The following is a 19,591-nucleotide window of genomic DNA, read 5'->3' on the forward strand; positions in this document are numbered from 1 at the left end:
TGAACCGAACAACGGCCGGTATCCGCGCAGATGAGCACCGACACGCCGGAGGGGACGGGAGGGAGACTGCCGAGGCTCGCGCGGGCGGCGCAGTACCGACCGCCGCTGCTGCTCGTCGCCGGGTGGGGGGCGCTGACGGGCGTCGCCCTGAGCCAGGCGGTCGTCGACCCCGAGCCGCCGGCGGTCCAGGTCTTCGAGATCGGCGTGCCGCTGTTGCTCCTCCTGCCGATCGGCTACGCGGTCCGGTACGTCGGCGGGTCCGAGCGCGCGACCGAGCGGCAGTCGCGGATCCTGCTCGTGGCCTCCCTCTTCGCGGTGATCGGAGCCGGCGTCGTGTTCCTCACCTACCTGTCCGCGCTGGCCGACGGGGTCCGGTTCCACGAGCTGCTGTTTCCGATCCTGACCGGCGCCGCGACCGGGGCGAGCGTCGGCAGCCTCGCCGGGGTCAACTACGACCAGGTCCGGGAGACCCGAGCCGAACTCGAAGCGGAGCTCCGGCGGGGCCGTCGCCTCAATCAGCGCCTGACCGTCGTCAACCGCGTGCTGCGGCACAACGTCCGCAACACGCTGGCGCTCGTCTTCGGATTGCTCGATCAGGTCCTCGACGGGGCCGATGACACCGAGGACACGGCTCGGCTCCGACGCGCGCGGAGCGCGCTGGAGACGCTCCACTCGAACACCGAGAACGCGCTCCACGTCGAGCACCTCTGGGACAGAGAGACCGAGACGGTGCTGACCGACCTCGAACCGATGCTCGCGACGGCCTGCGAGCGCGTCCGCGAGGAGGCTCCCGCGGCGACAATCGACGTCTCGGCGCCGTCGAGCGTCCGGGTCCGGGCGCATCCGCTGCTCCCGGTGGCGCTCGAAGAGATACTCGAAAACGCGGTCGAACACAACGACGCTGAGGCCCTGACCGTCGAGGTCGTCGTCACGCGCGACAACGAGTGGGCCACGATCACGGTCGCAGACGACGGGAACGGGATTCCGGAGTCGGAGATCGAGTCGCTCGGCCTCGACGAGGAGACGCCGCTGCAACACACGAGCGGCGTCGGCCTCTGGGTCATCAAGTGGGTCGCGGAGGCCTCCGACGGCGACTGGGCGATCCGCTCGACCGACGACGGGACGACGGTCGAACTGCGGATTCCGCGGGAGTGAAGGCTCTCATCCGAAATCCCGGTCTGTTCACCACGTTTACTGACTGTCTGAGACGCCTATGGATCGTGCTCGTTCCGGTGGCCGTCCAGCATCCGGATGCCGCGCTCGACGACGGCCTCGGACACGAAGAGACTCGCCTCTCGCTGGAGCGCCCGCATACGCGATGCCGCATCGTCCCGGTCCAGTAACCCACGGCTGTACCCGAGTGCGACGACACCGATCGAGCCGTGTACGTCGATGCCGTCTGCCGACGCCGAGTCCCGGGCGGCGAGATCGTCCGTCAGGAGAACGATCTCACGGTCCCCGGCGACGGCGATTGCGGCGCGTTCACCCGGATCCAGTTCGTCGGATTCGACGCTGCTCCACTCGGCGTCGACGAGGTCGTACGAGAGATCCGAGATCCCGTCCGGAAGACCGCCTCGTTCGATCTCGTCGTAGACCGTCTCCGGGATCAGGAGCGTCTCAAACGCCGACAGAAGAGCTAGCGAATCGATTTCGGCGAGGTGAATGAGCGGTCCCGCGTCCGAGACGGCAGCGAGCGTCACGCATTCAACGCCCAGTCTACGTCTTTCTCGACGAGGTCGCGCTCCCGCTCTGCCCGTTCGACTTTCGCCCGGCCGACGCGTTCGACGGCCTCCTCGCGGTCGAGCTCGCGGTCGAGGTACTGCGCGAGTACGAGGTCCTCCCACAGGTCTTCGAGTCCGCGTTCGAGCGCTCGTTCGAACACCTCGGACTCCTGAAGGTCGCGAGCCTCCGCTATCTCACGGACCCGGTCGGAAATCTCGGCGACCATACCGACCGATTGCTTGGCGACGGTCTTAAATCCGTGTCTGCCCGCTCACTGGGGTCTGACCGAGGCTGTTTCGAGCTACGACAGGAGTTCCTCGGCTGCATCGATCGTCAAAAATGCCGGCCTCGGCACTCATAGGGCTCGTCGTCGTCGAGCGCCACCCCGACTCGGAGCGGTGCCGTCGTCATCGGCCGTCCGAAGCGAGGGCGGCGACTCAAAAGAGCGTTGCGAGCGTGGCGGAGCGTCAGACCACGCGAGCGAACGCGAGGGTGCCGCTCGTGCGCTCGATGAGCGCGCGGACGGTCTGGCCTTCCTGCGCGCCGGAGACGAAGATCGTGTATTTGCCCTTCTCGGCGACGCCGTCGCCCTTCCGGCCCGTGCCGGTGATCTCCAGTTCGTAGGTCGTGCCTTCCTCGACGGCAGGGCCCGACGACGACTGGGTCTTGGCGGCGCGCTTGGCGACCGGACGGAACGCCCCGCAGGCCTCACAGCGCAGCATATCGACGCCGTCCTCGGTCACGAGGCGGGTGTCGGGGAGGCCGCACTCGGTACAGGTGACGTACTCGTCGACGTACTCGTCGATGGCGGCCTGGAAGTCCGCGACGGTGAACGAGCCGTTGTAGCGCGCGCGGTCGCCGTTGAACTGGCCGTTGGTCCCGAGTTCGCGCTGGACGTTCCGGTGGACGTGCTCGGCGTCGCGGCCGAGGGCGTCGGCGATCTCGCCGAGGTTCGTCAGCCGGGTGAACGCCCCGTCGGTCTCGCCCGCGGGATCGGGGACGTCGAGGCGGGACTCCTCTTCGTTTCGCTCCGGGAGCGCGTCGATCGCTCTGTCGAGAGAATCAGCGTAGTTCATACCACACAGAACCGCCGGGGATGTATAGCCGTTCCGTGTGTCGCGTTCGCGAGCGACAATCGACGCTACTCGTCGCCCGGCGAGATGACGACGAGATTCGACTCGTCGACGAGGTTCGCCAGCCGGTCGGTCGCGCGCGGTTCGAACTGGCGCTGGCAGCGCTGCGTCCAGGAGTCAGTCCCGGAATCGAGGTCGGCCGACCGCGGCTCCGGTGCCGCTCCGGAGGCGGCCCCCGGTGAGGTCGTCGTCGACGGTTCGGGCGTCGTCGACGGCGCGTCGGCCGTCGAGGCGGCGGACGGACGCGTCTCGGTGTCGTCTTCGGTCGGTCGATCGGTGCGGTTCGGGCGTGCGTGTTCGACGTTCGTGCTCACAGGCGGTGGGATCGGATCGGGCGGTCGTACGGCGGTACACGTCTCGGAGAAGGATTACTCGTGTACGCGTACGACGGGCATACGACGACCGACGCCCCAGTATATAATAAATGTTTATGATCTACTCGCCGGCGCGCTCGCGGGCTGCGGCGACGACAAGCGGCAGCGTGACGGTGGCGTCGGCGACGACGGTGACGTTCCGGGCGGACTTCTCCAGTTTGCCCCACGATCGGGCCTCGTCGAGCGTCGCGCCCGAGAGGCCGCCGGTCCGGTGGGAGTCCATCGTTAGCTGGACCGCGTAGTCGTAGGCGTCCGGGATGGTCAGCATCGTCTGGAGGACGTAGTTCTTCGGGACGCCGCCGCCGACGAGCATCGCGCCCGCGCGTTCGGCCTCGAACGCGAGGTCCGAGAGGTGGGTCATATCTTCGAGGGCGTTCAGGCCGAACTCGGAGGTCTGCGAGTAGATCCACGCCTGGATCCCCAGCACCGAGTCCTGGATCGCCGGGCAGTAGATCGGCACGTCGTGCTCGTAGGCGGCCGCGGCGATGCCGGCGTCCTCCTCGACGTCGCGCTCGCGGTTCTGCTCGGCGTTCGCCCGGCCGAGTTCGGCGGTGAACTCCTGGATCGAGACGCGGCGCTCGACGGCCGGAAAGACGTTGTCGCGGAGGTGCGACTCGAACAGCGCGAAGTGCTCCTGGGGGAGGTAGACGTTGTAGATCCGGTCGACGCCCTCGTCGCGGAGGTGCTCGTCGTGGTCCCGCGCCGTCTCGCCGGTCGGCTCCGCGTCGGGGTTCGCGGGGTGGGGGTCGTGCGGCTCCGCGCGGCCGTGGTGGTGCTTGCCGCCGATCGCCTCGATGGCGTCGTGGGTGAGGTTCGCGCCGGTCGTCACCAGGACGTCGATGTGGCCGTCGCGGATCAGGTCGACGACGATCTGCCGCATCCCGGCCGGGACCATCGCGCCCGCGAGCCCGAAGAAGTTCGTCACGTCCTCGTCGGCGAGCATCTCGGCGTAGACGTCGACCGCCTCGTCGACGGTGGCCGCGCCGATGCCCGCCTTGCCGTACTCGTCGGCGAGCTCGCCGACCGACATCCCGCCGCGGACCCGCGCGTGACCGATCGGCGCCTCGTGGAACTCCTCGCGGTGGGACTCCGGCGCGTCGTCGGCGCCGTGCGGTTCGGCGTCGTGCGACTCGGCGTCGCCCGGACCCTCGCCGTCCGGACCGTGGTTCTCGTCGCTCATACCGCTGCTGGACGGGCCGAGCGGTTATGTCCCGCGATTCGTCGGCGGCGGGGGCGAAGAGAAGAGAGCCGCGAGCCCCGCTCAGTCGGCCGTCACGCTCATATCGGAGCGCGCGTCCGACAGCGCCGTCATCCCGCGGATCGCGACGGCGACGAAGCCGACCTTCGAGACGATGTCGAGGTAGGTGAACACGAGCACCTGCGTCTCCGGCAGCAGCAGGCCGACGCCGGTCGGCGCCAGCAGCCACACGACCGGATACAGCGTCCAGACGATGACGGTGAGGTTCCGCAGCGTCGTGAACGACGACTCCTCGCGCGGCGTCGAGAACGTCGCCCGCTCGGGCAGTGTCTGCACCAGCAGCTGGACGAGCACGAGGTACGCGATCGTCCCCACGCCGAAGAAGACGTACTGGAGGAGCCCGGCCACCGCCGTCGCGGCGATCCCGGCGAGCACGACCACGACGTCGACGGCGACAAGCCGCCGGAGGACCCGCCGTCCGGGCCGCGAGAGCAGCCCGAGGTAGAGGACCATGAGCGGCGTCGTGAGCAGCCAGTCAACGTAGCGGACGATCTCGACGCTCTGGGAGCCGACCGCGATCGTCCCGTAGCCGAGCGCCATCAGCAGGTACGCCACGGCCGCGATGCCCGTCACGCCGAAGAGGACGGCGTTGAGTTCGCGGTGCTCGTCGGTCGTCACGAGGCGATAGCCCGTCGGGAGCGACCCCGCGGTCATCCCCGCGACGCCGATCCACAGCCACAGGCCGGTGGTGAACTCCATGCTCACTCACCCCCTCCGGTCTCCCACTCGCCGGGCCAGTCCGCGTCGCCCCGGCGCGTCGAATCCGGGGTGCCGCCGTCGGTGCGGTGCGAGTCCGGCGGCGTCCCGCCGTCGGCGCCGACGCGTCGGTCCGACCCGGGCGCCGCCGAGCCGGGAGTCCCGGTGCTGAGCCCTGTGCCGGCGTCGTCGGGGACGGTGAAGTCCTCCAGCGCCGTCCGGAGTTCGCGTGCCTGTGCCGTCAGCCGCTCTGCCTCCTCGCTCACTGTCGTCATCGTGCTCGTCTGTTGTTGGGCCGCGGCGGCCGCGTCGGTCGCCTCCTCGGCGGTCTGGTCGCCGATCGCGGCCACGTCGTCGACCCGGTCGACGACCGCCGTCGCCGACGAGGCCTGCTGGGCCGTCGCGTCGCGGATCTCCTGGATCGAGTTGTCCGTCTCCTCGACGGCCGCGGCGACGTTGTCGAGCGCGTCGATCGCGTCCTCGACGGTGTCGACGCCGCTTTCGATCCGTTCCTGGGTCGAGAGCATCGCCTCCGTCGTCTCGTCGGCGCGCGCCTGGATCCCCTCGATGCGCTCTTCGATCTCGGCCGCGGACTCGGCGGTCTCTTCGGCCAGCTGCTTGACCTCGTCGGCGACGACCGCGAAGCCGTCGCCGGCCTCGCCCGTCCGCGCGGCCTCGATCGAGGCGTTCAGCGCCAGGAGGTTCGTCTCCTCGGCGATGTCGCTTATCACCTCGACGACCTCGCCGACGGCGTCGAGTTCGTCGGCCAGGTCCGTGACCTCCTGTGCGGTCTCGGCGGTGGTCTGCTCTACGGCGTCCATCTCGTCGACGGCGGCCTCGGCGTGGGACTGGCCCTCGTCGCCGAGTTCGGCCGCGCGCTCGGAGGCCTGGGCGACCTCGTCGACCGTCGCGGCGATCTCCTCGGCGGAGGACGAAAGCGCGTCCATCTCGGTCGAGACCTCGTGGAGCGCTTCGGTCTGCTGTTCGGCGCCGTCCGAGATCTCGGTCGTCGCCGTCGTCACCTTCGCGGAGGCCGCCTGGACCTCCTCGGCGCCCTCGTCGACGTGCTCTGCGGTCTCGACGACGTGCGCGGAGAAGGCCTTCACCTCGGCCATCGTGTCGGCGACGGCGTCGAGCATCTGATTGAACGAGACGGCGATGTCGGACATCGCCTCGTGCTCCGTGTCGGGGTCGAGCCGCCGGGTGAGGTCGCCGTCGGCGACGTCGTCCATCACCTGACCGTACTCCGCGGCCGTCGATTCGAGCGTCTCGTTCTTCTCTTCCATCGCCCCAATCTGTTCGCGGAGCGCGGTCCGCATCTCGTCGAAGGAGCGGTACAGCGTCCCGAACTCGTCGGTCCGCGTCGTCGAGAGGTCGACGTCGAGGTCACCCTCGGCCATCGCGTTCGCCCGGCGGGCGAGATACCGGAGCGAGACGATCGAGTTCGACCCGACGACAACCCCGACGAACGAGAGGCTAATCAGCGCGAGCAGGATCAGCCCGAGGATCGAGGAGGTGATCTGCGAGCCCAGCGCGTAGGCGCTCGCGCGGTCGGTCCGCACGAGGACCGTCCAGTCGAGCGACTCCATTCCCGCCCCGGCGACGAGCAGGTCGCCGCGGCGTTCGAGGCCGCCATCCGAGAGCGACGCGAGGTCGCCCTCGTACTGGCTCAGCAGCTCGACGTGGTGGCCGTCCTCGGTGCTGTCGGGGTGGGCGATGACGCGGCCCTCGCCGTCGACGACGACCGTCGAGCCCTGCCCGGCGATGTCGGCGAACTCGGCCGCGTGCGCCCGGAGGTCGATCATGTACACGAGCATCTTCCCGTCAGCGCCCTCGATCGGCGAGATCACAGAGAGGACCGGGAAGTCGACGACCGGGACCCGGAACGGCGAGCTGACGTAGGTGTCGTCCGGCCCGGAGAACGTCGGCGGGTCGGTCGCGAAGGGCGCGCCCTGCTCGGCGGGGTTTACGCCCTCCATCTTCGCCATCGAACTGGCGCGGATGGTCTGGGAGTCGGCGTCGTAGTAGTGGACGGCGACGACGCCCTCGGGGACGGCGTCGCTCTCGACGGTCTCGCGCAAGTGCGCGGAGATCTCGCTCGCATCGTCCGACTGCAACACCGCCTGTGTCGAGTGCAGTCGCGTCTGTCGTTCGATTCCGCTGATCCAGGTGTCGAGCTCTGCGGCCCGGGTCTCGGCGGAGGTGGTCAGTTCCGTCCTGACCTCCTCTTGCAGCGTCGCCGAGGTCTCCTCGTGGACGACGACGCCGAACCCGACCACGAGGGCGACGACCGCGAGCAGCGCCACGGCGAGCTTCGCCCCGAAACTCGACCGGACGGACTCGAGCGCTCCGTTGTGTGACATCTACACGCGATAGCCCGGTGTGAAGTAAAAAGCCACCCCGCCGATTATCGACGCTGATACTGCTCTACTAACTGTTGTGGCCGAATCACGGAGCCGCGGTACTGGAGCGGAAGGTCGCCGGCCGCCTCATAGCGAGTACTCTCACTGTGTACCGTCGAATGACCCCGATTACGGCGTTCGGCGGTAAGAGACGAGCGTAATCAGTATCAGAGCCCCGTCGGATGCGAGAGGACCGTCGTCTCGACGCCCCACTCTCCGACTAGGTCCGCCAGACGCGCGACGCCGAAGGTCTCGGTGGCGTAGTGGCCGCCGAGGAAGACGTGGATCCCGGCCTCGCGGGCTTCGTGGTAGACCTGCTGTTTGCCCTCACCCGTCACGAGCGCATCGACGCCGGCGTCGGCGGCCTCGCCGAGCCAGTCGACGCCCGAGCCCGTGACGATGGCGATATCGCGGATCTCCTCGGGGCCGAAGTCGAGCACCTGGGGCTCCCGACCGTCGGTGTCGAGGTCGGCGAGTCGCGAGCGGACGTCGTCGACGGCGTAGGGTTCGGGGGTGCGGCCGCGACGCCCGATCGTCACGGGCCCCAGTTCGCCGAAGGCCGCCTGCCGTTCGAGGCCGAGGTGGTCGGCGAGCCCCGCGGCGTTGCCGAGCGAGGCGTGGCCGTCGAGCGGGAGGTGCGAGACGTACAGCGCGATATCGTGTTCGACGAGCGCGGAGACGGTCTCGTACGCCCGGCCGGTCACGCGGTCGAGTCCGCCCCAGACGAGGCCGTGGTGGGTCACGAGCAGGTCCGCGCCCGCCTCGGCGGCGGCCCCGATGGTGGCCGCGGCGGCGTCGACCGCGAAGGCGGCGCGCTCGATCTCGGGCGAATCCTCCCGAGGAGTGTGCTGGAGGTCGCCGGGGCCGACCTGGAGGCCGTTGGCGCTGGCGTCGACGTCGGCGTACGCGTCGGTGTCGAGTCGGTCGTCGAGTCGCGCGGTGAGCGTCGCGAGGTCCATACCCCGTGTTCTCGGCCTCCGGGGAATAGGTCTTGTCTCCGCGGTCCGCGGACCAATCAGTCGTCCGCCGTGTCGGCGTGCGCGTAGACGAACTCCCGGCAGAGCTTCGCCGCCAGCGACGCGGCCTGGCCGTCGTCGCGGTCGTTGACCTCCACGACGTCGAAGCCCGCGGCGCGGGGCGCGACGGTCCGCACGACGTCGCGGAGCGCTCGGGGGTCGAGGCCGAACGGCTCGGGCGTGCCGGTGCCCGGTGCGAACCCCGGATCGGCGGCGTCGACGTCGACGCTCAGGTACGCGGTGCGGTCGCCGACAGCGGCGTCGAGATCGAAGTCCGCGACATCCTCGGGCGCGACGACGGTCACGTCGTCGGCCTCGGCGCGCTCCCACTCCTCGGGGCTGCCGGTCCGGGCGCCGAGGACGATCGCCTCGTCGACGTCCGGATCGGCGCTCCCGCCGTCGCTGTCGACGTCTGGGTCCGAGTCCGCGACGCCGTCGAGGATCCGCCGCGTCACCGTCGCGTGGCTGTAAGGGTTGCCGTCGTAGTCGGCCCGCAGGTCGAGGTGGGCGTCCAGACAGACGAACACGTCGGGATCGACGGCCGCGACGCCCGCCGAGGAGACGGTGTGTTCGCCGCCCAGGAGGAGCGGCACGGCGTCAGAATCGACGACGTCGCGGAGTTCGCCCGCGAGCCACGACAGGTACTCGGACGCGTCGTCCCACGCGCGGACGTCGCCGTGGTCGTGGACGGAACAGTCCGAAAAGCGCAGGTCGGTCCGCCGGTCGTAGTCGTCGAACGGCCGGGCGAACCGCCGGATTCTCTCGGGGCCGAAGCGGGCCCCGGGTCGGAACGAGGTCGAGATATCCAGCGGGGCGCCCACGACGACGTACGCGGCGTCGGTACGCGATGCGGTCGCCCCGGGGAACATCGCCGATCAGACGATCTTCCGCTGGCCCTCGTACTCGAGGTACTCGATCTCGTCGTCGGGCGAGAGGTCCTCGTCGTCGGGGACGCGCATCGTGAACGTCTCGTAGGTGTCCAGATCCATGATCTGGGCGTCCTCGCCGGTGACCGAGACGACCTGGCCCCCCTTTCGCTCGATGATCGGCACCCAGACCTTCGCGTCGACCGGCTGGCTGAGGGATCGCTTCTTGCCGTCGAAGACGCCGCGGCCTTCGATGCGGGCCTTCGCGCTGCCGTGTTTCCCGGGCTTGGCCGTGCTGTAGGCGTTGATCTTGCACGGGGAGTCTTCCATCATCACGTAGCTGCCCTCTTGCAGTTCGCGGACCTGCTTTTGCTCTTTCGCCATATCCCGGGATTGTCGTGTGGCCGGTATAAACGGTTTGGAAACGCGCGGGAGCGCCGGAATCGCCCGATCCGCGAACGAGCGTCTGCGGATCGGGGTCGAGACCGGCTCACGCCTCGTCGACGTCGCCGTCGGCGCGCCGGCGCTGCGGTCGCTCGCCGTCGCGTCGGGCCCGCTCGTCCTGACTCCGCGTGTAGCTTCCGATGGCCCCGGCGGCGACGTTCGGGAGGCTCGCCGTCAGGAGAATTGCCGCCGTTGCCTCGCCGGCGCTGTCGAGGTACGGGACCAGATACTCGATCGGAAACGGAAGCGGCGCGTCGGTGACGACAGAGAGGGCGACGAGTCCGGGGATCAGGACGATCCCCCACGCCATCGCCGTCAACAGCCCGTGCCAGGCGCCCTCGGCGGACCCGCCGCCGGCCAGATAGCCCGCGAGGGCGCTCCCGGCGAGGCCGCCGAGCAGCGTCACCCGGCCGGTCCAGGCGAAGACGAGCGCCTCGCTACAAGCGGCGAGGGCGAACCCGCCCGCGACGGCGCGCCACCGCGTCATAGCCCCCGGTTTCAGCCCGCACCGAATAAAGCTACCCTCCGAATGATCAACTCTGATAACTGAACGGCCCGAAAGGCCGCAACGGAACCGGAATCGGTAGGTCCCGCTACTCGCGTCCCTCGCGGCGCTCGCGCATACTCTGCCGGGTGAACTGCGGCTTGGCTCGGATGCCGCGCTTCCGCCGGAAGGAGCGGTACAGCGCGATCAGCGGCGGGATCGTCAGCGCCGCGGCGACGGCCGCCGGTATCACGCTGGACTGGTCGAACGCGTAGAGGATCGCCGTCGAGAGCGCGCCGACGGCGACGAACAGGCCGTAGACGATCCGGCGGGCCAGCTTTGAGAGCACGTCGTTTTCGTCTTCGAGCCGGACGTTGACGGTGAGGTTCTCGTTTTCGACCCGATCGAGCGTGCGGTTCAGCTTCGGCGGCACCTCGAAGAGCGCCCGGGAGGTGTCTCTGACCTGCTCGCCGCCCTGCTGGATCAGCTCGCGGGCGGTCTGCTCGTAGTAACCCTCGTCCTGGAGGTAGTCGGTCGCGACCGAGATGAAGTCGAAGTCGGGATCGAGCGTCACACAGACGCCCTCGACGACGGTCGCGACCCGGAGCACCAAGGCGAGGTTCCGCGGGAGCCGCAGGGGGAACTCATAAATCGTCGACTCGACCTGCTCGATGATCTGCTGGACGCGGTACTGCTCGATGTCCTCGCCGCGGGCGTCCGCGATGGCCAGTTCCATCACCTCGCCCATCACCTGCCGGTCGGCCTCCGGCGAGAGCGTCCCCATCTCGATGAGGGTATCGAGGATGGCGTCGATGTCCTGGTTCGCGACCGCGACGTAGAAGTCGATGATCTTCTCCTGGATGAACGGCTCCACCGTGCCGGACATCCCGAAGTCGTAGAAGATGATCTTCCCGTCGTCGGTCACGGCCAGATTCCCCGGGTGGGGGTCGGCGTGGAACACGCCGTCGTCGACGATCATCTGGAGGTAGACGCGCTGAAGCGTCGTCGCCAGCTCCGTCCGGTCGATCCCCTTTCGATCCAGGGTCTCGACGTCGTTGATCTTCGTCCCGGGGAGGTACTCCATCGTGAGCACGCGCGGCCCCGAGCGCTCCTCGATCGGCTTCGGGATCAGGATCTCGGGCGCGTCGGCGAAGTTGCCGCGGATCTCTTCGAGGATGCGCTTCTCGCGGCTGTAGTCCATCTCCTGGCGGATCGTCTTCGCGAACTCGTCGGCGAGGTTCTCAAGCGAGAAGGCCCGCCCCTGGCCGATGAACCGCCGGACGAGCGGCAGCGACCAGCGGATCACCCGCAGGTCGGCCTCGACGAGGTCTTCGATCCCCGGGCGGCGTATCTTCACCGCCACGGGATCGCCCTCGTGGGTCGCGGTGTAGACCTGCCCGAGGCTCGCGCCGCTGATCGGGTCCCGATCGAAGTCGTCGAAGGCGTCGTCGACGTCGCCGAGTTCCGCCTCGATGACGCGCCGCGACTCCTCCCAGGGCGCCGGCGGGACGTCGTCCTGGAGGCTCGACAGCACGTCGATGTACTCCGCGGGGAGGATGTCGGGGCGCGTCGACAGCAGCTGTCCCAGTTTGATGAACGTCGGCCCGAGCGTGAGAAGCGAATCGAGCAGGACCTCGGCCCGCTCGATCCGCGTCTCGGGGTCGACCCGGCGGCTTCCGCCGAACAGGACGTACTTGCGGCGGTCCCGTGTGTAGGCGACGATCAGGGGGAAGAACTGCCGGACGACGACGAGGAACCGCCAGTACGCACGGAGATTCACCAGCGTGACCACCCGACGGTTACGCGTCGTCTCCGGCCGACGTGATCGGAATCGTCTGCTCGGGGGCGGCGTCGCGCTTCGGCAGGCGGACCGTGAAGACTCCGCGGTCGACCTCCGCCGACGCGCCCGCGCCGGTCGCATCCGGCGGCAGCGGCAGTTCGGCGTCGAGGAAGAGCGGTCGGTCCTCGGAGACGTAGCGGAACTCCGGCGGCACCGCCTTCTCGCGCCGGGCCTCGATGACGAGCCGCCCGCGCTCGACCCGCAGGTCGGCGGTGTCGGCCGTCACGCCGGGGAGATCGAGCACGATCAGGTAGGCGTCGTCGGCCTCCAACAGATCGGCGAACACCGACTCCGGAAGCTCCTGGAGTGCGTCCCGCAGTGCTGACATACGCCGGGGTTAGGGCGGCGGATCGAAAAAGGCCGCGGTCGCGTCGGCCAAAATCGGCCACAAGAGCCATATCGGGGTAGCAGAGCGCCTCGCGCGAGCGGGGATCGACCGCCGTCGCGGCTCTTTTTGTACTCGCGCGCGGACCGTCCCGTATGGATTCCTCGGACGCAGACGAGACAGCCCACGACCGGCGGTCGGCCGGGTTCAAAGACCGGACCCGGCTGGCCGTCGCCCGCCGCCGGCTCCTGGAGGCGGCGACGCCCCACGAGCGGACCGAACGCCTCTCGCTCATCCCCGCGGACGGCCGCGCGCTCGCGGAGACGGTCACCTCGCCGACCGCGGTCCCGGACTACGAGCGCGCCGCGATGGACGGCTGGGCGGTCCGCGCCAGCGACACCTTCGGCGCCTCCGACCGCTCGCCGGGCATCCTCCGCGTCGCCGACGCCGACCCCCAGACCTCGCCCGACACGAGCGTCGGCCCCGAGTCGGCGGTCCGCGTCCACACGGGCAGCGAACTCCCCGAGGGCGCCGACGCGGTCGTGATGATCGAGCACGCCGACGAGGTCGGCGGCGACCTGGAGGTGTTCGACGCGGTGACCGAGGGCGAGAACGTCGCGCCCGTCGGCGAGGACGTCGCCGAGGGCCAGGAGCTCTTCGAGCCGGGCCACCGGCTCCGCCCCTCCGACCTCGGCCTGCTGAAGTCGGTCGGCATCGACCGCGTGACCGTCTACGAGAAGCCCACCGTCGGCGTCGTCCCGACCGGCGAGGAGCTGGTACAGGAGGATCCAGGCCCCGGTGAAGTGATCGAGACAAACGGCCTGACCGTCTCGCGGCTGGTCTCCCGCTGGGGCGGCGTCCCCACCTACCGCAACGTCGTCACCGACGACGAGGCCGCCCTGCGCGCGGCGATCCAGCGCGACCTGACGAAGGACGTCGTCGTCACCACGGGCGGCTCCTCGGTCGGCGAGCGCGACCTCATCCCCGAAGTCGTCTCCGAGCTCGGCGAGGTGCTCGTCCACGGCGTCGCGCTCAAGCCGGGGCATCCGGTCGCGCTCGGCGTCGTCGAGGACACGCCCGTCGTGATGCTCCCCGGCTACCCCGTCGCGGCGATCATCAACGCCGTGCAGTTCCTCCGGCCCGTGCTGAAGCACGTCGGTCACCTCCCGGACGACCCGCCGCCGACGACCAGGGCGGTCCTCGACCGGAAGATCCCGAGCGAGCCCGGGGTGCGGACGTTCGCCCGCGTGCAGGTGGACGACGGAGTCGCGGACGGGGACGACGCGGACGAAGGACCGGACGCGCTCCCGACCGCGACCCCGACGCGCGCCTCCGGCTCGGGCGTGCTCTCCTCGGTCGCGCTGGCGGACGGCTGGGTCGCCGTCCCCGAGGAACGAGAGGGCTTCGACGAGGGCGAGACCGTGACCGTCGAGCGCTGGGAGTGGTCCGCGTGAGCGACCGCAAGCAGTTCCGCGACCTCGTCGACCCGGAGGTCGCTCACGACGCCATCGACTCGCTCGACCTCGCGCCGGAGCCCGAGACGGTCCCGCTCTCGGAGGCGCGCGGCCGCGTGCTGGCCGAGCGGGTCGATGCCGATCTCGACGTGCCCGGCTTCGACCGCGCGACCGTCGACGGCTACGCCGTCCGCGGCCGCGACACCTTCGGCGCCGACGAGGCCGACCCGGTGACGCTCGATTTAGTGGGCACGGTCCACGCGGGCGAGGAGCCGGACGTCCCGATCGGCGAGGGCGAGGCCGTCGAGATCTCCACGGGCGCGGTGATGCCCGACGACGCCGACGCGGTCGTGATGGTCGAGCGGACCGAAATCGATGGGGAGAGGGTCCGCGTCCGCACCGCCGTGGCCCCCGGCGACAACGTGATGGTCGCCGGCAGCGACGTCGCCGCGGGCGCGCGGGCGCTCGGCCCGGGCACGCGGCTCACCGCCCGCGACATCGGCCTGCTCTCGGCGCTCGGCCGCGACGCGGTCCCCGTCCGCGGCCGGCCGAAGATCGGCATCGTCTCGACGGGCGACGAGCTGGTCCGGCCGGGCGAGGAGTTGAACAGCGCGCGCGGCGAGATCTACGACGTCAACAGCTACACCATCGCCGCGGGCGTCGAGGAGGCGGGCGGGGAGGCCGTGCTCTACCCCCACGCCGGCGACGACTACGACGAGATGGAGCGGCTCCTCCTCGAAGCGGCCGACGAGTGCGACCTCGTTCTCTCGTCGGGGTCGACCTCCGCGTCGGCGGTCGACGTGATCTACCGCGTCGTCGAAGAGCGCGGCGAGCTCCTCCTCCACGGCGTCGCGGTCAAGCCCGGCAAGCCGATGCTGATCGGCGAACTCGGCGACAGCGCCTACGTCGGCCTCCCCGGCTACCCGGTCTCGGCGCTCACGATCTTCCGGACGTTCGTCGCGCCCGCGATCCGCGAGGCCGCCGGGCTTCCGGAGCCGCAGACCGCGACCGCCAGGGGAAGAATGGCCGTCCGCGAGCGCTACAGCGAGGGGCGGCTCCGCCTGATGCCGGCCGGGCTGGTGACCGATTCCGACGGCGAGACGCTCGTGTACCCGGTCGACAAGGGCTCGGGCGCGACGACCTCGCTCGTCGAGGCCGACGGCGTCGTCGCGGTCGATCCCGACACCGAATATCTGGATCAGGGAGAGGAGGTCGACGTTCAACTGTTCTCGCCGGACGTCCGCGCGCCCACCCTCTTGGCCGTCGGCGAGGACGACCCCGCGCTGTCGCGCATACTCGACGCCCTCGAACGACCGCGGTTCCTCCCGGTCGGGAGCCGCGAGGGGCTCCGCCGGCTCTCCAATTCGGTGCCGGACGTCGCTGTCGTCGCCGGGCCCACCGAGAGGGACGTCGAGACGGTCGACCTCGGCGGCTGGGAGCGCGAGTGGGGGCTGGTCGTCCCCGACGGGAACCCGGATGCCGTCGACGGCCTTTCGGACCTGATCGACCGCGACCTCGCGTTCGTCAACCGCGGTCGCGACGCCGGGCTCCGGGCGAGCCTCGACGCCGCTCTGTCGGATCTCGCCGACGAGCGCGGCGCGTCGCTCGCGGACCTGACAGAGTCGATCCGCGGCTTCGAGGCCGGCACGAAGGGCTTCGAGAGCCCCGCGCGAGCGGTCGCGCGGGGCGAGGCCGACGCGGGGCTCGGGCTCCGGGCGACCGCCGAGAAACTGGGGCTGACGTTCGTCCCGGTCGGCGTGGAGGACGTCCGCGTCCGCGCGAACCCCGACCGGGTGGAAAAGCCCGGCGTTCGAGAACTGGAAGCGACGCTGGCCGAGACGGACGTCTACGAGTCGCTGCCCGGCTACGAGCGGGCGTAGCGGGATTCTATTTCCGAACGGGGTCGCTGACGCCGCCGTCGGCGGCGACGTCGCGGTCGGGGCCCAGCGGGAGGTCGTCGAACGACGAGACGCGGTAGTCCGCGAGGACACAGCGGCCGCGCCGGTCCGGCGAGTGCCGCTCGACGTGGATGCCGTCGAGCCCCGCGTTCCAGGCCGCGCCGACGTCGCTTGCGCCGTCGCCCGCGAGGACGCCTCTTCCCGGCGTATCGGGGTTCCGTCCGAGCCGTTCGATCGCGTGACGGACGGGCGCGGGGTCGGGCTTCCAGCCGAGTTCCGGCGTGCAGGAGACGAAGGCGTCGAACCAGTCGCCGACGTCGAGGTGGTCGATCACGGGCTCGGCCAGGAACGCCTGGCAGTGGGTCACGACGCCGACCGGCCGGCCGGCGGCGACGAGGTCGGCCACGAGCGCCGCGGCGTCGTCGTGGAGGTAGGTCGCCTCCGCGCGGGCTTGCGGGTCCTCGACCGCGTGGAACGCCGGCCAGAACTCCTCGGGGTCGATCCCCCACTCGCGGAGCTGCGGGTCCCGCGCGCCGCCGAGGCCGTGCCAGAGGACCTCGGCCTCGCGGTCGGTGAACTCCCGGCCGATCCGGTCGCCGACCCGGTCGAACACCTCGCGGGTGTAGGACCACTCGGCGTCGACGAGCGTGCCGTCGAGGTCGAACAGCCAGAAGTCGTAGTCGGCGGGAGCGTCGGAGACCATCGGACCTCCTCTACGGCGCGCCGGCGTAAGTCGATTTCGCCGCGCCGGGCGAGTGTTTATATACCAAAATGGGGACACCGACGGCGTGCGCTGAGTGCAGCCCCGGGCCGGGCAGCGGTCGTTCGGCACGACGGTCCGGGAGCCGGATGCGGAAGTGCCGACTGTTCGCCATCGCGACTCACCCGTCGATGACTCGCAGACTGGAGCCGAGGTGCCGGTGAAGCACCTCGCGGGGGCCGTCGCCGCCGAACGCCTCGGGTTGGGACTCGATGGCGTCCGCCAGCGCCGTCCGGTACGCCTCGTCGAGGCGGAGCTCGCTGAAATTCACACGCTCGACCGGCGCCGCGACCCACGATTCGGCCAGATCGCGAGCGTGCGCCTCGTCGTTCACCTCGCCGCGCCAGAGCGCGTCGCGGAAGAGCAGCCAGCCCTCCTCGCCGGGGTCGGCGGCCTCGACCTCGGCGACCGTCTCGACGGTCGCGGGGGTGACGGCCACGTCGTCGCGGGCCCGCAGACGGACCGTGACGCGGAAGACGTACGCGGCGCGCACGCGCGTCAGTACTCGGCGTCGAAGAGGTTCGCCAGTCGGATGTCCTGGCCGGTGATCCCGCCCTCCTCGTGGCTCGTCAGGCGCACCTCGACCTCCTTGTAGCCCACGCGGATCTCCGGGTGGTGGAACTCCTCTTCGGCGACCTCGCCGACCTGGGTGACGAAGGCGATGCCCGAGAGGTAGTCGTCGAACTCGTAGGTTCGGACGATCTCGTCGCCGTCGCGCTCCCACTCGCCGGGGAGTCGCGTCCGGATCTCGTCGTCTGAGAGTAGCTCGGCCATACCGGGGGTGTCTCTCGCCGGGCGGATAACGTTTCGCCTCGGATCGACCACGCCGGCAGAACCGGCGGCGTCAGTCGTCGGAGATGCTCTCGAGAACGTACTGCGGGACCTCGGAGTCGCCGCGCTCGGGGTCGTTCGATCCGGCACCCGTACGGCCGGTCGGAGCGTCGCCGAACTCGGGGTTGAAGAGCGCCATCGCCGTCTGGATCGTCGACCAGTCGTCCTCGACGGCGGCCTCGCGGAGGCTCTTCGTCGGCGCCGAGAGCAGCTGTCCGACGAGCGCGTCCGCCATCGACTCGACGATCTCGCGTTCCTCCTCGGAGAGGTCGCCGTCGGAGTGCGCTTCGAGCCGCGAGAGGGCCGTCTCGACCTCCCGGGACTTCACCCGCTCTGCGGCCTCGTACATCGTGCTGATCGCCTCGTCTGCCTGCCGGCGCTTGTAGGCGTCGAGCAGCCGGTCGAACTCCTCGTCGATCATCGCTTCGACCGCCTCGGCGGCGTCCTGTCTGATCTCGCGGGTCTCCTCTGTGACCGACTCCAGGGCGTCGATGTCGTGGACGACGACCTCGTCGACGGTCGCGGCGTCGGGGTCGACGTCGCGCGGCTGGGCGAGGTCGATGAGCAGCGTCTCGCCCGCGCCGTCGACGTCCCCGGAGTCGAGGAGGTACTCGGGGTGGCTCGTCGCGGTGACGACGATCGTCGCGTCCGGCAGGACGTCGCCGACGCCGTCGATCGGGATCGCGCGGGCCTCGGTGTCGACCGTCTCCGCGAGGTGCTCGGCGTGCGGCACCGTGCGGTTGGCGACGATCAGTTCGGCCACGCCCGCGTCGGCCAGCGCCTCGGCGGTGAGCTTGCCCATCTCGCCGGCGCCGACGACGAGCGCGGTCGCGCCCACGAGGTCGGCCTCCGTCTCGACCAGCCGGACGGCCGCCGAGCCGATCGAGGTCACGCCCTCGTTGATCTCGGTCTCGGTCCGGGCGCGCTCGCCGACGTGGACGGCCTTGGTCAGCCCGGTCTCCAGGATCGGACCGAGGGCGCCGAGTCCCCGGGCGGTCTCGACCGCGCGCTTGAACTGGCCGAGGATCTGGTCCTCGCCGAGGACGAGCGACTCAAGCCCCGCGGCGACGCGCATCAGGTGGACGAGGCTCTCCTCGTGGCCCGTCTCGACGACCACGTCGTCGTCGACGCTCGATTCGAACGGGGCGAGCGCGCGCCGCCCGGCGGCGACGCTGTCGGCGACGACGTAGACCTCGGCGCGGTTGCACGTCTGGATGGCGAACGCCTCGCTGACGCCGTCGCGACTCAACAGATCCTCGATCACCGTGCGGACGTCCTCGCCCGCCGCGGCTTCGATCTGGTCGACGCTAGCCCTGTCGTGCGACACACGAGCGCCACAGATCACTCCGGTTTCCATCGGTCACCCCCCGTGTTCCGTATCACGCGTGTCGCCTCTTGGCGGGGATTGGACGCCCCCGTACGTAAAGCCTTCCAAACTTCCGGGTCTCTCACAACCGCCCGAATCGCATCACGACGCGTCGCCGGATCGAGGTCGGAAGCGCGTAGCTCCCGCCGCAGGTCCGCCGTCAGTTCGGCCATCGCCTCCGCGCCGTCGATCTCGTCTTCGATCCGCTCGCGGAGGTGCTTCGCGAGCGCGGGGCTCCGCCCGCCGGTCGAGATCGCGACCCGGACGTCGCCGTCCTCGACCGTCGCGGGCACGACGACGTCGCGGTGACCGTCGTCGTCGACCGCGGCCGCCGATTCCGCGTTCCCTTCGTCGCCGTCGACGCTCGCGCTCCGGTCGGCGCGGTTGAGGAGGACGCCGCGTTCCCGACTCGCCGCGGCGACGGCATCGTTCACGCGCTCGCTGTCGGTCGCGGCGACGACGAGCGCGGGCTCCGTCCGGTCGAACCACGCGGGGACGTCGTCCGGATCCGGGAGAGCGCGAACCAACTCCGCGCCGCCGAAGTCGGCGTCGGCGAAGTCGGGACTGACGACGACGACTCGCGCCTCCGCGGCGAAGCGACGCGCCTTCCGCGCGCCGACTGAGCCGCCGCCGAAGACCAGCACCGTCTCGCCGGTGAAGTCGTGGTACAGGGGGATCATCGCGTGGATCGTCCGCGTCTTCGTCCGCTCGCACTCCCGCCC

21 protein-coding genes are annotated in these 19,591 nt (G+C 70.3%); 3 read left to right on the forward strand and 18 right to left on the reverse strand.

Translation table 11 applies throughout. The features are described 5' to 3' along the window. Positions 1-30 precede the first annotated feature (30 nt). Positions 31-1,155, forward strand: coding sequence for a sensor histidine kinase (locus OS889_RS15260; RefSeq protein ID WP_372391244.1), 1,125 nt, complete (start codon positions 31-33; stop codon positions 1,153-1,155). 56 nt (positions 1,156-1,211) lie between these two features. Here OS889_RS15260 and OS889_RS15265 read toward each other — a convergent pair whose 3' ends face one another. From OS889_RS15265 to OS889_RS15325, 13 genes are all read right to left on the reverse strand, one after another. Continuing rightward, positions 1,212-1,700: a PIN domain-containing protein gene (locus tag OS889_RS15265; protein ID WP_372391246.1), complete on the reverse strand. Its 489-nt coding sequence runs from the start codon at positions 1,698-1,700 to the stop codon at positions 1,212-1,214. Continuing rightward, entirely contained in the window at positions 1,697-1,948 is a 252-nt protein-coding gene (locus tag OS889_RS15270) for a hypothetical protein (protein WP_372391248.1), read from the reverse strand. Before OS889_RS15270 ends, OS889_RS15265 begins: the two co-directional genes overlap by 4 nt. A 241-nt stretch (positions 1,949-2,189) precedes the next feature. Beyond that, the gene (locus tag OS889_RS15275) at positions 2,190-2,798 is read right to left on the reverse strand and encodes a translation initiation factor IF-2 subunit beta (protein ID WP_372391250.1); all 609 of its coding nucleotides are present in this window, start codon (positions 2,796-2,798) and stop codon (positions 2,190-2,192) included. 65 nt (positions 2,799-2,863) lie between these two features. After that, complete coding sequence (locus tag OS889_RS15280; RefSeq protein ID WP_372391252.1) at positions 2,864-3,169, reverse strand: hypothetical protein; 306 nt, start codon at positions 3,167-3,169, stop codon at positions 2,864-2,866. Positions 3,170-3,290: 121 nt separating this feature from the next. After that, positions 3,291-4,409, reverse strand: coding sequence for a deoxyhypusine synthase (locus OS889_RS15285; protein ID WP_372391254.1), 1,119 nt, complete (start codon positions 4,407-4,409; stop codon positions 3,291-3,293). Positions 4,410-4,490: 81 nt separating this feature from the next. Then, a complete protein-coding gene (locus OS889_RS15290) occupies positions 4,491-5,186 on the reverse strand; it encodes a bacteriorhodopsin (protein ID WP_372391256.1) in 696 nt (231 codons plus the stop codon). Between the two features lie 2 nt (positions 5,187-5,188). Continuing rightward, positions 5,189-7,546: a methyl-accepting chemotaxis protein gene (locus tag OS889_RS15295; protein WP_372391258.1), complete on the reverse strand. Its 2,358-nt coding sequence runs from the start codon at positions 7,544-7,546 to the stop codon at positions 5,189-5,191. 206 nt (positions 7,547-7,752) lie between these two features. Further along, positions 7,753-8,544 (reverse strand): Nif3-like dinuclear metal center hexameric protein, encoded by a 792-nt coding sequence (locus tag OS889_RS15300; RefSeq protein WP_372391260.1) that lies wholly within the window; start codon positions 8,542-8,544, stop codon positions 7,753-7,755. A 56-nt stretch (positions 8,545-8,600) separates the two neighbouring features. After that, positions 8,601-9,470: an arginase family protein gene (locus OS889_RS15305; RefSeq protein WP_372391262.1), complete on the reverse strand. Its 870-nt coding sequence runs from the start codon at positions 9,468-9,470 to the stop codon at positions 8,601-8,603. Positions 9,471-9,476: 6 nt separating this feature from the next. Further along, positions 9,477-9,851: a translation initiation factor IF-5A gene (locus OS889_RS15310; protein ID WP_372391264.1), complete on the reverse strand. Its 375-nt coding sequence runs from the start codon at positions 9,849-9,851 to the stop codon at positions 9,477-9,479. Between the two features lie 106 nt (positions 9,852-9,957). Beyond that, positions 9,958-10,398 (reverse strand): DUF5518 domain-containing protein, encoded by a 441-nt coding sequence (locus OS889_RS15315; RefSeq protein ID WP_372391266.1) that lies wholly within the window; start codon positions 10,396-10,398, stop codon positions 9,958-9,960. A 106-nt stretch (positions 10,399-10,504) separates the two neighbouring features. Further along, complete coding sequence (locus OS889_RS15320; protein ID WP_372391267.1) at positions 10,505-12,187, reverse strand: ABC1 kinase family protein; 1,683 nt, start codon at positions 12,185-12,187, stop codon at positions 10,505-10,507. Between the two features lie 7 nt (positions 12,188-12,194). Beyond that, the gene (locus OS889_RS15325; protein WP_372391269.1) at positions 12,195-12,563 is read right to left on the reverse strand and encodes an Hsp20/alpha crystallin family protein; all 369 of its coding nucleotides are present in this window, start codon (positions 12,561-12,563) and stop codon (positions 12,195-12,197) included. A 152-nt stretch (positions 12,564-12,715) separates the two neighbouring features. Between OS889_RS15325 and OS889_RS15330 the strand changes: the two genes are divergently transcribed. Beyond that, positions 12,716-14,014 carry a molybdopterin molybdotransferase MoeA gene (locus OS889_RS15330; protein ID WP_372391271.1) on the forward strand — a complete coding sequence of 433 codons (1,299 nt, stop codon included), beginning with the start codon at positions 12,716-12,718 and terminating at the stop codon, positions 14,012-14,014. Then, on the forward strand, positions 14,011-15,894 hold the full coding sequence (locus tag OS889_RS15335) for a molybdopterin biosynthesis protein (RefSeq protein ID WP_372391273.1): 1,884 nt from the start codon (positions 14,011-14,013) through the stop codon (positions 15,892-15,894). The genes OS889_RS15330 and OS889_RS15335 overlap by 4 nt, the downstream gene beginning before the upstream one ends. A 7-nt stretch (positions 15,895-15,901) precedes the next feature. On the opposite strand, the gene OS889_RS15340 is transcribed toward OS889_RS15335, so the two are convergent. The 5 genes from OS889_RS15340 to OS889_RS15360 all read right to left on the reverse strand — a co-directional run bounded on the left by OS889_RS15340 (position 15,902) and on the right by OS889_RS15360 (position 19,549). Continuing rightward, the gene (locus tag OS889_RS15340) at positions 15,902-16,615 is read right to left on the reverse strand and encodes an HAD family hydrolase (RefSeq protein WP_372391275.1); all 714 of its coding nucleotides are present in this window, start codon (positions 16,613-16,615) and stop codon (positions 15,902-15,904) included. Between the two features lie 178 nt (positions 16,616-16,793). Further along, positions 16,794-17,165 carry an LWR-salt protein gene (lwrS, locus tag OS889_RS15345; RefSeq protein WP_372391277.1) on the reverse strand — a complete coding sequence of 124 codons (372 nt, stop codon included), beginning with the start codon at positions 17,163-17,165 and terminating at the stop codon, positions 16,794-16,796. Positions 17,166-17,170: 5 nt separating this feature from the next. Next, positions 17,171-17,446: a 4a-hydroxytetrahydrobiopterin dehydratase gene (locus OS889_RS15350; RefSeq protein ID WP_372391279.1), complete on the reverse strand. Its 276-nt coding sequence runs from the start codon at positions 17,444-17,446 to the stop codon at positions 17,171-17,173. A 70-nt stretch (positions 17,447-17,516) separates the two neighbouring features. Continuing rightward, the gene (gene hemA, locus OS889_RS15355; protein WP_372391281.1) at positions 17,517-18,860 is read right to left on the reverse strand and encodes a glutamyl-tRNA reductase; all 1,344 of its coding nucleotides are present in this window, start codon (positions 18,858-18,860) and stop codon (positions 17,517-17,519) included. After that, positions 18,845-19,549, reverse strand: coding sequence for a precorrin-2 dehydrogenase/sirohydrochlorin ferrochelatase family protein (locus OS889_RS15360; protein ID WP_372391283.1), 705 nt, complete (start codon positions 19,547-19,549; stop codon positions 18,845-18,847). The genes hemA and OS889_RS15360 overlap by 16 nt, the downstream gene beginning before the upstream one ends. Positions 19,550-19,591: the final 42 nt, after the last annotated feature.

The sequence above is a fragment of the Halobellus sp. MBLA0158 genome (assembly GCF_041477585.1).
Taxonomy (GTDB): domain Archaea; phylum Halobacteriota; class Halobacteria; order Halobacteriales; family Haloferacaceae; genus Haloquadratum; species Haloquadratum rubicundus.